Below are 14,984 nucleotides of genomic sequence, written 5' to 3' on the forward strand. Positions count from 1 at the left end.
CTCGCTTCGCTTCGGGCACCCTGATGTCACTTCGGACGATACCGCCTTTCCGTGCTGGGGTACTGTGCGGGTGCGGCCGCGTTTTCCGGGTAGCCGCTCTCGGCCCCGCTGCCGGAGCGTGCCGGTGCACCTTCCGAAAGCGACATCAGGGTACCCTCTCGGGTGCTCTCCGCAGCGAAGCAAGGAGAGAGCGGAGCGCCCGAGAGGGTGGGTTCCCCTGTAGGAGCGTAGGAAGGTGCGCACCGGCCGCATCGTTAGGTAAGGGGAGAGGAACGAGGACGAACGCCGTCCCTCAAGCTTTCACATCAAGAGGAGTGCTAGTCCTCGTGCGCAACCTTCACGGTCACACCGTTGAGAGTCACGGTGTCGCCGGGGTGCAGTTGCTTTCCGCGTGCTTCCTCAATGTCGCCGTTGACCTTTACCAGGCCGTGCTGAATGACCTCGCGTGCCTGCGCGCCGTCCTCTACGAGGTTGGCGAGCTTGAGGAACTGGCCGAGGCGGATCATGTCGTCGCGAATAAAAATTTCTTCCATGCTTCCTAGTTTATCCCGCCGGGTGCATCCTGGTGTCCGGCAAAAATGGGGGAGTGGTGGGCCGGGTAGGCATACCCAGGGGTAGGGTGGTGATGGTACCCTAGTGTCTTGCATCAAAAAGTGTGCATATTGCGCCGATGAGCGCGAATACGGGCGCCCCGTTCTGGGCGGCGTCCCTTATGAACCCGAACTCACGCACGTCACAGCCGGTGGCGGGGCAGAAGGAGTAACTATGGCTGAAAAGTCCACCCTCGATAACGTTATTGCGCTCGCGAAGCGCCGCGGCTTTGTTTTCCAGGCCGGTGAAATTTACGGCGGTTCCCGCTCCGCATGGGACTACGGCCCCCTCGGCGCAGAGCTGAAGGAAAACATCCGTCAGCAGTGGTGGCAGCGTTTCGTCCGCTCCCGTGCGGACATGGTTGGCCTGGACTCCTCCGTTATTCTGCCTCGTGCGGTGTGGGAGGCATCCGGTCACGTGGCGACCTTCACCGACCCGCTGGTTGAGTGCCTGTCGTGCCACAAGCGTCTGCGTCAGGATCACCTGCTGGAGAACTTTGAGGCGAAGAAGGGCCGCGCGGCTGAGGGCATGGAAGAGATTGCTTGCCCGAACTGTGGTACTCGTGGTGAGTGGACTGAGCCGCAGAACTTCTCCGGTCTGATGAAGACTTACCTGGGCCCGGTTGATAATGAGGAGGGTCTGCACTTCCTGCGCCCGGAGACCGCTCAGGGTATTTTCGTGAACTTCAACAATGTGGTCACTGCTTCTCGTAAGCGCCCGCCGTTCGGTATTGGCCAGATTGGTAAGTCGTTCCGTAACGAGATCACTCCCGGTAACTTTATTTTCCGTACTCGTGAGTTCGAGCAGATGGAAATTGAGTACTTCGTGCACCCGGATGACGCTGATAAGTACTTCAACGAGTGGGTTGAGGACTGCTGGAACTGGTTCGTTGACCTGGGTATTAACCCGGATAACATGCGCCGCTTCGACGTTCCTAAGGAGGAGCGTGCACACTACTCGGCTGGCACTATTGACGTTGAGTACCGCTTCGGCTTCCAGGGTTCCGAGTGGGGCGAGCTGATGGGTGTTGCGAACCGTACTGACTACGACCTGGGTGTGCACAACGAGCACTCTAACGCGAAGCTTGAGTACTTCGACCAGGCTACCGGCGAGCGTTACGTCCCGTACGTGATTGAGCCGTCCTTCGGCCTGACCCGCTCCATGATGGCGTTCCTTGTTGACGCATACGTCGAGGACGAGGCACCGAACACTAAGGGTGGCGTGGATAAGCGCGTCGTGCTGAAGCTTGACCCGCGTCTGGCTCCGGTTAAGGCTGCTGTTCTGCCGCTGTCGAAGAAGGCTGAACTGTCTGAGCCGGCAACTAAGCTGGCGAATGAGCTGCGTGGCCTGTGGAACGTGGACTACGACGAGGCGGGCGCTATTGGCCGCCGTTACCGCCGCCAGGATGAGATCGGTACCCCGTTCTGCATCACCGTGGACTTTGACACTCTTGAGGATCAGGCTGTGACCATCCGCGAGCGTGACACCATGAACCAGGAGCGTGTGGCTCTGGATCAAGTGAAGTCTTACCTGGCTGCACGCCTGGCAGGCTAAAAATAATTTATAACATGGTCGGCGGGTAGCTTCTTAGAGCGAAAGAGGCTACCCGCCGTCGTGTATTTAGGCTACCCTGGTTAGACTGATTGGCACGATTGACGCGAGCGAAGGAAAGGTGCACGGATATGGCTGAACGCCTCAGCGAAAAATTTGAGATTCGCCCCTGGCAGGAGGGTGATGACCTTGCCCTGCTTGAGATTTGGAACTCTGCCCGCAATGAGGTTGAGGAGCGCCAGCGTGGCCTTTTCGGCCCGGATACGGATGCGCCGTTTAGCCGCACCCTGGTGGTGACTGTTTCTGGTGTGCCGGTGGCTGCGGGTACTGTGGTGGCTTCGCTGCTGCATCCGACGCGTTTGTGGTCGTATGTGGAGGTGGCAGCTGACCACCGCCGTCAGGGTATTGGTACTGCCCTGCTGGATGCGTTGCGTGAGATTGCGGCTGCGCACGGTCAGACCACTGCTCTGCGCGTGAAGTTGGCGCCGTTTAGTGACGGTGAGGAGTTTGCGCAGGCGGCTGGTATGAAGCTGGTTCAGCGTTCCCGTATGGTGCGTGTGGAGCCGGGTGCGATTCCTCCGGTGTCGTTGCGTGAGGATGCTGACGGTAATGAGACTCAGGCGATTGAGGATTTAGCGACCGGTTCGGTGGAGCTGACTTCTGCGCTGTGGAATTTCTACCGCCGCGCCCACGAGTGGGATGTTCCTGCTGAGGTGGGCCTGGGCACGGTGAACCGCTATTTCCTCTCGGATGAGGTGCGTGCTTTTGGCGCGGTGGTGCTTCGTGACCATATTCGTGAGGCTGCCGCTGAGGGTAAGAAGGGCCCGATCGTTGCGTTTGCGGTGAGCTACCACCCCTTCGAGACTGACCCGGAGGCGGCGCTGGTGAATGAGAACACCGCCACCGAACTGCTGCTGGGCTACGACTTCGATAATGAGGGTGCTGTGGAGGCGATTATGCAGGTGTTGTCTCTGCTGAGTGCTAAGTACCCGGTGCTGGTTGAGGTTGATGACGCCATGGAGGCGCTGGTTCAGGTGACTGACGTGCTGCTGCGTGCCGGTACTGCTTCGGTGGAGGGCGACCCGACCTATATTTACGTGACCGAGTAGGTTCCAAATAGGTTCGTAGGTTCTCGGTACTGAGCCTGCTGGCTGACTCTTGCTGAAGGGGCGGGGGAGCGGAACGCTTCCTCGCCCCTTGTGCGTGCTTGCGCCTCCTCGCGGTTGCTGAGCCTCTTTAGGGTCGCTGAGCTTGCGCCGTGCCGCTGTACTGTGCTTGTTGTGCCGTGCCGCTGTGCCACTGCACTGCGCTCCTGTACCCCCTCAGCTGAGTCCGGTTCTCGATTTGCCCCCGTATGCCACAATATAGGGGTGAATTCTGAAGCACCCCGTCTTACCCTTCCGCCCCTGAAACTGGGCAATCTGACCGTTGATACTCCCGTGGTTCTCGCCCCGATGGCTGGCGTGACCAATAAGGCTTTCCGCCGCCTCTGCAGTGAATATGGCGGCGGCCTGTACGTTACCGAAATGGTGACTGCGCGCGCCCTGGTGGAGCGTAAGCCCGAGTCCATGCGCATTATTGAGCATGACCCGGACGAGAAGATCCGCTCCATCCAGATTTACGGTGTGGACGCGGTCAACGTCGGTAAGGCTGTGCGCATGGTCGTTGAAGAGGACCGTGCCGACCACATTGACTTGAACTTTGGCTGCCCGGCTCCTAAGGTGACTCGCCGCGGTGGCGGTGCCGCCCTGCCCTGGAAGACTGACCTGTTCACTGCGATTGTGCAGACCGCGGTGAAGGAGGCGTCCCGCAACGATATTCCGCTGACCATTAAGATGCGTAAGGGCATCGACGATGACCACATTACGTTCTTGGAGTCCGCCAAGATTGCTCGTGATGCCGGTGTTGCGGCGATTGCTCTGCACGGTCGTACTGCGGCTCAGCATTATTCGGGTAAGGCTGACTGGGATTCTATTGCGCAGCTGCGTGAGCTGATTCCGGATGTGCCAATCCTGGGTAATGGCGATATTTTCTCCGCCGAGGATGCGGTGCGCATGGTTGAGCAGACCGGCGTGGACGGCGTCGTGATTGGTCGCGGTTGCCAGGGTCGCCCGTGGCTGTTTGGTGACCTGCAGAATGCGTTTGAGGGTTCGTCGGAGCGTATCCGCCCGACCCTGACTGAGGTGTCGGACATGATTTACCGCCACGCAGAACTGCTGGTGGAAACCTTCGGCGATGAGACCCGAGGCCTGCGCGAGATCCGCAAGCATGTGGCGTGGTACTTCAAGGGTTACCCGGTTGGCGGTGAGCTGCGCGCGAAGATGGCTCAGGTGCCCGATCTGGCGACGTTCCGTGAGCTTATTGCTCAGCTGGATCACTCGATTGGTTACCCGGGCGCCGCCGTGGAGGGTTCGCGCGGTCGCGCCGGCAGCCCCAAGCAGCCGCACCTGCCCGATGGCTGGCTGGATTCGCGCATCCTGGGGGATGCTGAGCGTCTGGGCCTGGCGGAGGCTGAGCTGGATATTTCCGGCGGCTAAACACCTGTGTGCCGCGGCGTGCTGTTTGCGCGTCGCGGCGCATCCTTTTTATGAGCCTGTTCGTGCGCTATTTCCTGCGCCTATAACGCCTGCAGGCGCTACCTGTTGACCCTCACCGTAGAATTGAGTTTATGGCTGGATTAATCCGCAAAGAAGACATTGACGAAGTCCGCGCCCGTACCGATATCCGCGAAATCATTGAAGGCTACGTGAGCCTCAAAAGCGCCGGTATAGGCACCTTCAAGGGGCTGTGCCCGTTCCACGACGAGCGCACGCCCTCCTTCAATGTGCGCCCGCAGGTCGGTTCGTACCACTGCTTTGGTTGCGGTGAATCCGGTGATGTGTACTCCTTCGTCATGGCGATGGAACACACCAGCTTCGTTGAGACGGTGGAGCGCCTTGCCGCGCGCATCGGCTACACCCTGCACTATGAGGGCGGTAAGCCCGGCGACCGCTACGAGGCGGGTATGCGCCGCCGCCTGCTCGACGCGCACAAGATTGCCGCCGAGTTCTTTGAACGCAACCTCTACAGCGCTGATGCTCAGGAGGCGCAGCACTTCCTCGGCGCCCGCGGTTTCGACCCCGCCGCAACCCGCAAGTTCGGTGTCGGCTACGCCCCGCGCGGCTGGGATCACCTGCTCAAGCACCTTCGCTCCCAGGGCTTCACCGATGAGGAACTGAAGGCTACCGGCATGTTCTCGGAGGGCAACCGCGGCCTGTACGACCGCTTCCGCGGCCGCATCATCTGGCCCATCCGCACCATCGCCGGTGAAACCATCGGCTTCGGTGCCCGCCGCCTCTTCGACGACGACCAGGGCCCCAAATACCTGAACACCCCCGAGACGCAGCTGTACAAGAAATCCCAGGTGCTCTACGGCATTGACCTGGCAAAACGCGATATGACCAAGACCAAGCAGGTCGTCATCGTGGAAGGCTACACGGACGTCATGGCGGCACACCTCGCCGGCATCACCACCGCCGTTGCCACCTGCGGCACCGCGTTCGGTCCCGGCCACATCAAGATGGTGCGCCGCATGATTACCGACGACGGCTCCGGCGGCGAAATCATCTTCACATTCGACGGCGATGCCGCAGGACAGAAGGCCGCTATGGCAGCCTTCCAGGAGGATCAGCGCTTCGTCGCGCAGACCTTCGTTGCGGTTGCTGAGAACGGCATGGACCCCTGCGACCTGCGCCTGCACAAGGGCGACGCTGCCGTGCGCTCGCTGATCGCTTCGCGCCGCCCGCTCTTCGAGTTCGCGATTGATTCGACCCTCGCCAAGTACGATTTGGCGACCCTTGAAGGCCGCGTGCTGGCGATGCGCGCTATCGCCCCGATTATCGCCGGCATTAAGGACCGCGACCTGCGCCCCGCCTACATGCGTAAGGTGTCCGGCCAGCTCGGTCTGGAGCTTGACGAGATTCAGCGTGCCGTGGCGTACGCGCAGAACCACCCGAAGCTTTCTCGCTCCCAGCAGGCGGAGGCTCCCGCAGCCGCACCGCGTTACGAGTGTCTGAATGAGGGGCCGCAAAGCGTGCAAGGCACGCCGGGTTACGCGGGAGCGCAGGGCTATACGAGCGCTCAGGGGGCAGTTCATGCTGACGCACCCTACGATCCCGCCTACGACGCACCGCCCCCGGAAGACCACGCCGCCCCCAGCGCCTACGCCGGACAGAACGCTGCCGCGCACCCGCCGAGCAGCATTCAGCCCACCGCACCCCAGCCGGAGGCGACCGCCCCCGCCGTCGAGGAGTTCCTCACCCCCGACCCGCGTGACCCGGTTGCCCGCCTCGAAAAGGCGGCGCTCGAGATTGCCCTGCAGCACCCCGAGCTTATCAGCGTGGAACAGTGGCGTAACCTCGCCACCGTGCAGTTCCGCTACCGCACCCACCGCGAGGTGGCCGCCGGCATTATTCACGCGGCAACCGTCATGGCACCTACCCCCGGCATCGAATGGATCAACTGCGTGCGCTCCGGTGCTGTGGAGGGCGTACACCCCGCAATCGCGGAGCTCGCCGTCTCACCGCTACCGGTCAGTAGCGCTGAGCGCCTGCCGAACTTCGTCACCGGGGCACTCAACGCCCTATTCGAACAACAGATCGCCCGCCAAAAATCCGACCTGATGATGCGCCTAGAGCAGCTCAGCGCCAACCCCGACGACGAAGAGTTCGAAGCGGTACAGCGTCAGCTTCTCGAACTGGAAATGCGCCGCCGACAGCTCAGCGCACAGCGCGGCTAAGTACGGTTCCTTGTGAATACCCCGGTTACCTGCAGAACCTCTACGTTCCACAGGTAGCCGGGGGCACCGCAGGGTAGAAGCCACTCACACAACCTAAAAGTGATGCAATTCATAGTATTTCAAGTTGCGGAGCCCAAACAGTCCCGGTATAGTTATTACTCGTTGCAAGGGAAACCAGCAATGAAAATAAAATAATCCCCCGTAGCTCAATTGGCAGAGCATTCGACTGTTAATCGAAGGGTTACTGGTTCGAGTCCAGTCGGGGGAGCCAAGCTGAAAGCCTCAGAACAAAGTTCTGAGGCTTTTCCATTTTCCCGACGGGACTCGAACTCAGTAACCACTGCGTTAGGTGCAGGCGCTGGGGCGCCCACACCTAACTTCGTCTGGTCGAGTCCAGTCGGGGGTTCTTGCTTTATCTGTTCCTCTGGTTCGAGTCCAGTCGGAACGTTCTCTCCAAGTCATGAATCAGTAACCACTCCACCCTATGTGAGCGCTGGGGTGCTCCCTTCGGGCCCTCGGGCTTACGCCCCCGGCGAGGCAACGATGCTTCACCCTGCAAAAAATGTGAAGTCTAAAGCACAGAGAAGTTCCTCGCCCACATCAACCACACGCCTACCCAACGCACGGCGGGGGAGCGGCGCATCGGCTTTCTCTTACGCCTACTCCAAAGCAAATCCACAGGGGCAACCAAACCCAGAAAGCTACGCCTGCAGCTCAACACAGCCTCCAGAAAGTCGAAAATACCTGAAGAGATAGCGTAAACCCCCACCCAAACGGTCACGCGGAGGTATCATAAGGGGCTAAACTATAGGAGGTGGAGTGCGAAAAAGAAGCCTCCAAAAACACGTCACGGAGAGGTGGTCATGACCACTACTACTAATCCCAAGGCACCCAAGCGTTTCTTTGCTGGCATCAGCGGGATTAAGTCCGGCGTCGCGAACATCATCGACGCTGGCAAAACCTTCAAGACCCTCGGACCCAGCCAGGTCAAGGACGAAATCCAGATTGCAAAGCACGAGCTGAAGACCAAGGGCATCGCCGTTGGTAAGGGCGCAGCCTTCTTCGGCGTCGCAGCAGTCTTCGGTCTGTTCCTAATCATTGCGCTGGTCGCCGCAGCAATCCTCGGCCTCGGCACCGTCATGCCCTACTGGGCATCCGCACTGGTCTTCGCCCTCATCTTCCTCATCGTCCTGGCAATCTGCGCCCTGGTCGGCCTGAAGAAGGTCAAGGCACAGCTGCCGTTCAAGCCCGAATCCGCAATCTTCGGTCTGCTCTTCGACCTCGGCGTACTCAAGGAAGGTACCGCCATGTCCGCTGAGCGCCTGAAGAAGGAACAAGCAGAGCGTGCAGAGCAGAAGGCTAAGGAAGCTGAAGAAGCAGCAGAACGCGCACGTCAGGAAGCTGAAGAGCGCAAGGCACGCGGCGAGGAAGAGCCCAAGCCGCCGACCTTCGAAGAGCTCAAACAGCGCACCGCAGAACGCCGCCAGCACCTGGCATCCCTGCGCGACGACCTGCAGTCCTACACCGGCGACGTTCAGAACAACACCCAGCAAGCTCTGGCTGCACTCAAGGCAGTGCCCTCCGAGGTTGCTGCCGGTGCAGCAGCTACCGGCCGCGGCCTGGCAGAGAACGTGCGCAAGCCCGAGGTTCTGCAGGCACGCTGGAAGTCCTTCGCAGCATTGGGCGCATCCATTGCAACCGTCCTGCACTTCCTGAACCGCCTGGTACGCCGCTAAACCCGGTACACCATAAACCCAGTCGCCGCTAAAGCCGGCGCACAGGTTTAACGCCAAGCATCAAAACGCCCCGATACTCGTATCGGGGCGTTTGTGCGTCTACGGGTAGGTTGCTGGCTTCTGTCTCAACGTGAGGTTTAGAGGTAACTCCCAGCCAAAACCCGCCCTCCACGAATCGGAGAAGGACGCAGCTCACAGGTAGAATAGACAAATGCTGTACGTACTGGACCCACCCGGTGCACGCGGCAGACAGAGGTAGAAGCGGCGCACCGTCGCACCCGAAACCCCAAAGTCACCGACACACTACACCCCGATGAGGAGCCCCGTCATGGAACAGGCAAAGACGATTCTGATTGGCGCAGAAACCTACCCGCCGGACATCAACGGTGCAGCACAATTCGGTCACCGCCTCGCCACCTCCATGCTCAAACGCGGCCACTCCGTGCACGTGGTCGCCGCCAGCCCCATCCCCGGCCCCAGCTACCGCACCGAAGTAGAGGGCGGCGTCGTGGAGCACCGCCTGCGCTCGCACCTGCCCCCGACCCACGAGACGAACCGCATCTGCGTGCCCTGGGAGATCTGGTCCGAGGTCGGCGCAATCCTTGACGAGGTCCGCCCGGATGTGGTGCACGTGCAGTGCCACTACATTATTGGTCGCGCCCTCATCTTCCAGGCGAAGCGCCGCGGTATCCGTGTCATCGCAACGAACCACTTCATGCCGGCGAACCTTGACCCGTTCCTGCCCTTCCCCGCTCCCGTGAAGCGCGTGATTGAGAAGGTCACCTGGAGGGACATGCGTTTCTGCTTCTCTAAGACTGCGGTCGTTACCACCCCCACCCAGATTGGTGCGGATGCGATGCGTGACCTGGGTCATTTTGACCGCCCCGTCATGCCGGTTTCTAACGGTATTGAGATCAGCGACTACGAGCTGGCTGAGGGTGCTGACGCCGGCAAGGTTCCAGGTGAGCTGCGTATTGCCTTCGTGGGTCGTCTTGCCGAAGAGAAGAACGTGGACGTGCTTATCGAGGCGCTCTCCCTGCTGCCCGATACCCTCGAGCACGTGGTGCTGGATATCGCCGGTGGTGGCGAGCTACGTGAGGCTCTTGAACAGAAGGCGCACGATTGCGGCGTGTCCGACCGCGTGATTTTCCGTGGCTTCGTTCCGGATGAGCATCTGCCCGAGGTGTACCAGATGGCTGATGTGTTCTGCCAGCCCGGTACCGCCGAACTGCAGTCCCTGGTTTCCCTGGAGGCGATGAGTGCCTCCACCCCCGTGGTGCTCGCGAATGCGCTGGCTCTGCCGCACCTGGTGGAGGACGGCGTGAACGGCTACCTCTTCGAACCCAATAACGCTCAGGATTTGGCGAAGAAGTTGGAGGCCGTGCTCTCCCTGCCCGCTGCTGAGCGTGAGCAGATGGGTCGTGAGTCCCGCCGCATCGTGGGCTTCCACAGCGCTGAGAACACCTGGCGCACCTTCGAGGAACTGTACGTGAGTGACGCTCCGTACCAGCATTACCTGGATTCGCGCCGCTAAGGTTCTCTAGCCGCTGGGTGGTGGATTGAGTGTTTTTCGTTTTCAGTCGCTGTTCAGGTACTCTAGAGGATGGTGCTGGTGCCCATTGCGTGCCGTCACTGCACCGGATGGGGAGTTAGCTCAGCCGGTTAGAGCAGGGGACTCATAATCCCTTGGTCGCGGGTTCGAGCCCCGCACTCCCTACGGCCCCGCCCGTCGACTTCACCCACTTGTCGGCGGGCGGGGCTTTTTGCGCCCTCTTTTCGTGCTCTTTTGCGGTGCTATCGGGGCGCTATTTTCGTGCATGGAATGCATCAACGGTGATGAAAATGAGTAAATGACGAACGACAGCTCATCATAGCGTTCAATAGGGTAGGGTTGAAGAGTCTTGTCACGAAAGACAGTGTGATGCCGCCGGTAGATGCCGATTCAGCCGGTAGGTGTTGCATCCGCACACCATGTGAGAGGATCTCAATGTCGGAGAACACTCCCAACAACCCGTCGCAGGGCGCATCTGCTGCAGGAGGCTACGGCTACGATGCCGGTGTGCACCCCGCGCAGGACGCTTCGCTGTCTGCTCAGCCGGGTAACGTAGCTCAGGTTGCTCAGCCTCAGCAGCCCGTCCAGCCGCAGCAGGCGTCTCAGACCGCTCAGGCAAACGCTAATGCACAGCCGAATGCAGAGGCTCAGGCAGCCCCCGCACAGCCCGGTCAGCCTGCCGTCGCACCTCAGCCCGATGCGGCCCAGTCCGGTGTCGCTCAGTCGGGTCAGCCCGGCCAGGCAACCTATGTGCCGAGCGCACCGCATCCGGCGGTGAAGGCACTGGGTGCTACCTGGAACGCGTTCCTGGATGTTTTCTCCAGCAACCCGGCGACCGCGCACGCCCGCATCTCTTCCGCAGGTGTGTGGGGTTGGATCGTTCCCACGACTTTGCAGGCGCTGGTGGGTGCCTTCTTCTTCAGCCAGCTGGTTATCCTGGCTGCCGTCATCGCAATGTCCATGGTGGGCTACATGTTCGGCGGTCGAGGCGGTGCCGCTTACGGTGGTGCCTACGCAGCACAGGCTGTACCGACCGGACGCATGATTCTGGCGTACGTGCTGATGGCTCTTGCAATCTTCGGTGTGCAGGTTCTGCGCGGTGTGCAGCTGCAGCTGACCGCGCGTATCGGTAAGGCGCCGACCTCCTTCACCGTGAGTATGCATGCCGTGTCGGTTTCTTCGCTGGTGCTGATTCCTTCGTTCCTGCTGTTGAACCTGCTCATGTTCTTCATGACTCTCAGCCGTAGCGGTGACGGTGCGTCCTTCCTGACCATGCTCATGGTCCTGGTGCTTGCTTTCGCCGTGTTCTCGGGAGAGGCGCTCACCTACCTGGGTCTGAACCGTCTGGGCCGCTTCGCGAAGTCCCCGATTATCATGCACGCAGCGTTGAGCACTGCTTGGGTTTTTGCCTCCATGATTGTTTACTACGTGGCTATTCGCCTGATGGGAGCCTAGTATGCACGCGATGACTCACGTCCCGAGCGCACCGACTCGTCAGCGTTGGATATTCCTGGCGGTTCTGCTGACCATTGCCGCCCTGATTCTGAGCGCCTGCGGTGCGAGGATTGAGACTCAGCTGGGCCTTGAGAGCGCTGAGAAGGGTACCCGCACCATGCTGGTTTCCTTTAACCTCAAGGACAACAAGGACAAGATTAAGGGCGGTTCGGAGGCTCTGGATGCGTCCGTGCGTAAGCACCTGCCCGAGGGCCTGGAATACGGTGGTATTCAGTCTGAGGGTGACAAGGCACGTGCGACCTTCACCATTCCCTTCTCCTCTGTGGATGAGTACCGTAACAAGGTTGCTTCTATCCTGAAGGCTGCTGGTTCCAAGACCGAGCCTACCGTCACTATTCTCAATACCGAGCAGGGCCTGGTGCAGGGTATCCAGGTGAAGGAAAACTTCAGCTCGAAGGAGCTGCTGGATTGGCTCCCTGAAGCTCTTGTTGTTGATGGCGTGATTGAATCCTCCAACAAGAACAGTGTGTTCAACAGCAGCGGCAGCGAAACCACTGTGAAGTTTGGCGAGAAGGAAGTAAAGAATTCCGGCGGTTCCACTATCTCTGCGAAGGACGTGCAGGACCGTGGCTTCAAGGCGATGGTTCTTGAGCTTCAGGAAAAGGACGGTGGCTACTCTGCTACTGCCTCCTTCGTAGCGAAGGACATCATGAACTCGGAGACCGCTGCTACGGTCGACGCCTATCTGAACCAGGTCAAGCCTGAAGGCTCAGAGCTGAAGAAGAGGCTGGAGTCTTCCCAGGCAACCTACATGGCTCCTTCTGCTTCTACCAGCGCGGCGAAGGAAGAAGTGGGTCGTACCCTGACCTTCAGCGCATCCTCCCTGGACGACCTGAACACTAAGCTGAAGAAGCTGCTGGGTGCAGGTACCACCGATTTGAGCTACACCCGAGAGGTCAAGGAAGAGTCGAAGACCTTCTATGTGCGCAAGACTATGAAGGGCGTGCTGGACTGCTCGTTGCTGTGCTCTCCGGAAGGCAACGGCCTGGAAGTCATCCTGAAGGACAGCTCCGACCACAGCTATCAGGTTGATAACACCGGCAACTCTGGCTCTTCCTCTTCGAAGAGCGTCCTTCACCTGAGCCGTTACCTTTCGCAGCAGGTGACTATGAAGGGCATGAAGGTGGCTACTTCCCTGGGCCTGGACGGTTCCATGGAGGCACGTTTCCTCTACTCCTTCCCGAGCTCTGACGTAGCTGGTGCAGAAGAGGCGCTGAAGAATGCTTTTGCTGGTGGTAGCAATGACGAGACTGAGGTCCGCCAGGACGGCGACGCCACCATCGTGAGTGTGAAGGTTCGCGGTAAAGACGAAGCTGAGTTCAACCAGCACCTGAATGAATACCTGCCCGAATCGAAGGTGACCGTCACCCGCTCCGGTGGCTACCACCCCTTCGGCAGTGACTACACTCTGAAGCCGGATATTAAGCTCGCTCAGAAGCTGGGTAACTACTACCGTGTTCCTTACGAGCTCACTTTCAAGGCGCCGACCTTCTCCTCGCTGGACCAGCAGAAGGTGAACACCCTCAACTATGATTTGGCGCGTGCCGGCGTACAGTTCACCGTCAATGGTGGCGAGCTGAGCGTCAAGAGTGAGAACGGTGTGTTTAGCGGTAACGCGTTGACTGTTCCGGTGTCCGGTCTGAGCATGACCGACGTAATCGTGGATGCGGTTATTGTGGGTCTGATGCTGCTCATCCTGGTTCTGCTCTTCCTGTTCCGCAAGAAGATCGCGGAGGCTCGTGCGAAGGGCCGTGAGCGTCGTGCCGCTTCGGCTGCGGCTCTTGGCGCTGCTGCGGGTGTTGCGACCGGTTACGGTGCAACCCAGGCTGACGTACAGAACGGCTACCCGGCACAGGGTGGCTACGCTGCTCATCCCGGTTACCAGGCACAGGGTGGCTACCCGGCGCAGAACACCGCCTACGCCGCGGGTGATGATTCGCCGACTCAGGTGTTCACCCCGCAACACGGCGTGAACTACGGCGAGAACGAACCGACCAAGGCAATGCCCGCGTATATCCCTCCGACTGAGCAGCCTGCACAGCCCAACCAGCCTGCACAGCCGAACCAGTTCGGTGCTGATGACGGTGACGTCCTCCAGTGAGTAGCTGCCTCTAGCGCCTACGCTAGTGAGCACAACCCAGGCTGGCTCCTGTGGCCCGTTGCCTCCTTTGTCGGAGGTGACGGGCCACAGCTGTATCTGGTTCGGCTCATGCTCGGCGCAAGTACCCGCGCCTAATATCCAGTACCCGCGCCTAATATCCGCCTGGCACGGGAAGCAAAATGCTCGGCTCCTTCGACCCCAGCAGGCTCATGGGGTTGATGTACTCGGCGGTCTTGCCGCTGCCGTCCCTGCGGGCGCCTCCCTGTCGTACTCCCCAGTACAAGCAGGGGGCGGAGCATCGCCGGTAGGATTGCTCGCCGTTGCCGCCCGCCGCGTCTGCGACGGTACCGATGACATCACCGGCTGTAACCGTGGTGCCGACCGGGAGCGTTTCATTCATGGGTTCGAAGGTGCTGCGCCGCCCATCCGGATGCGCAATGACCAACACTTTGCGGTTGACGACCGTGCCGCTGAAAACCACTTTTCCCGGTGCCGGTGCGTAGACGCGCCGGTCGTTCTCGGGTACGGCAAGGTCTACGCCGCGGTGCCCCGCGCTCCAGCGTTGGGCGGGCTTCTCAAAGGGGCGGATCACCCGAGGTCTGGAGTCGGCGGTGGGGGAGCGGTAGCGTAGTCGGCTCGCGGTGAGCTCAACCGTGCTGGGAACGTGCGTACTGCTGGGAGCTTGCGCACCTGAGGTGGCACCGTCAGTAACACCAGCCCCGCCTGTAAAACTGAGCCAACCCGAATAATCCTGGCTGCCCAAATAACCCTGGCTGCCCGCGTAGCCCTGCCCACCCGCGCTCACAAGTGCACCCAGCAGGTAGCACGCCACCAGCATCGTGCGCCGTAGCGTTGTCGCTAACGTCTTCATGTTCTGCTTCATCTTCTGAGCACATCACGAATTGCCTCGCCCCGCAGCACCTCATGAAAAATTGTGGATAACCCCGCCGTTTTCGTCTTAAAATTCTTTATCCACAGTGCTCCTGCACACACCCGCCGTGCCTGCGCAGGTTTTACCCCTAATCCGGCGGATTAATCGCGGAATATACGGTACAATGTCGTATTGCAGTGTGCCTGCGCGGGTATTCTCCCTCTTCGAGGCATTCCGCACAGCATCACTGACGACGCGCGGCGTGAGCGGCATCCTCAAACGGGGAGCCG

The 14,984-nt window shown here is 60.3% G+C and carries 10 protein-coding genes and 2 tRNA genes; 10 read left to right on the top strand and 2 right to left on the bottom strand.

All coding sequences use genetic code 11. The features are described 5' to 3' along the window. Positions 1-317 precede the first annotated feature (317 nt). Complete coding sequence (locus HMPREF2779_RS00410; RefSeq protein WP_005507051.1) at positions 318-533, bottom strand: RNA-binding S4 domain-containing protein; 216 nt, start codon at positions 531-533, stop codon at positions 318-320. A 232-nt stretch (positions 534-765) separates the two neighbouring features. Here HMPREF2779_RS00410 and HMPREF2779_RS00415 point away from each other — a divergent pair, with 232 nt between their 5' ends. The 10 genes from HMPREF2779_RS00415 to HMPREF2779_RS00460 all read left to right on the top strand — a co-directional run bounded on the left by HMPREF2779_RS00415 (position 766) and on the right by HMPREF2779_RS00460 (position 13,823). Beyond that, the gene (locus HMPREF2779_RS00415) at positions 766-2,145 is read left to right on the top strand and encodes a glycine--tRNA ligase (protein WP_005507052.1); all 1,380 of its coding nucleotides are present in this window, start codon (positions 766-768) and stop codon (positions 2,143-2,145) included. A 128-nt stretch (positions 2,146-2,273) separates the two neighbouring features. After that, on the top strand, positions 2,274-3,251 hold the full coding sequence (locus tag HMPREF2779_RS00420) for a GNAT family N-acetyltransferase (protein ID WP_105360542.1): 978 nt from the start codon (positions 2,274-2,276) through the stop codon (positions 3,249-3,251). Between the two features lie 261 nt (positions 3,252-3,512). Beyond that, positions 3,513-4,679 (top strand): tRNA dihydrouridine synthase DusB, encoded by a 1,167-nt coding sequence (gene dusB / locus HMPREF2779_RS00425; protein ID WP_049355088.1) that lies wholly within the window; start codon positions 3,513-3,515, stop codon positions 4,677-4,679. A gap of 131 nt (positions 4,680-4,810) precedes the next feature. Then, positions 4,811-6,919, top strand: coding sequence for a DNA primase (dnaG, locus tag HMPREF2779_RS00430; protein ID WP_105360543.1), 2,109 nt, complete (start codon positions 4,811-4,813; stop codon positions 6,917-6,919). 195 nt (positions 6,920-7,114) lie between these two features. After that, positions 7,115-7,190 (top strand) — tRNA-Asn (locus HMPREF2779_RS00435). A gap of 592 nt (positions 7,191-7,782) precedes the next feature. Further along, complete coding sequence (locus HMPREF2779_RS00440; RefSeq protein WP_105360544.1) at positions 7,783-8,655, top strand: phage holin family protein; 873 nt, start codon at positions 7,783-7,785, stop codon at positions 8,653-8,655. A gap of 328 nt (positions 8,656-8,983) precedes the next feature. Next, positions 8,984-10,189, top strand: a complete 1,206-nt coding sequence (locus tag HMPREF2779_RS00445; RefSeq protein WP_070684851.1) for a glycosyltransferase — start codon at positions 8,984-8,986, stop codon at positions 10,187-10,189. A gap of 109 nt (positions 10,190-10,298) precedes the next feature. After that, positions 10,299-10,372, top strand: a tRNA-Ile gene (locus HMPREF2779_RS00450). Between the two features lie 270 nt (positions 10,373-10,642). Then, positions 10,643-11,662, top strand: a complete 1,020-nt coding sequence (locus HMPREF2779_RS00455) for a hypothetical protein (RefSeq protein WP_105360545.1) — start codon at positions 10,643-10,645, stop codon at positions 11,660-11,662. A gap of 10 nt (positions 11,663-11,672) precedes the next feature. Further along, positions 11,673-13,823 carry a flagellar motor protein gene (locus tag HMPREF2779_RS00460; protein ID WP_233992153.1) on the top strand — a complete coding sequence of 717 codons (2,151 nt, stop codon included), beginning with the start codon at positions 11,673-11,675 and terminating at the stop codon, positions 13,821-13,823. A 151-nt stretch (positions 13,824-13,974) separates the two neighbouring features. Here the strand turns inward: HMPREF2779_RS00460 and HMPREF2779_RS09050 are convergent, their stop codons facing one another. Then, complete coding sequence (locus HMPREF2779_RS09050) at positions 13,975-14,706, bottom strand: M23 family metallopeptidase (RefSeq protein WP_233992154.1); 732 nt, start codon at positions 14,704-14,706, stop codon at positions 13,975-13,977. Positions 14,707-14,984 lie beyond the last annotated feature (278 nt).

It is taken from the genome of Rothia sp. HMSC069C03 (genome assembly GCF_001811075.1).
GTDB classification, from domain to species: Bacteria; Actinomycetota; Actinomycetes; order Actinomycetales; family Micrococcaceae; genus Rothia; species Rothia mucilaginosa.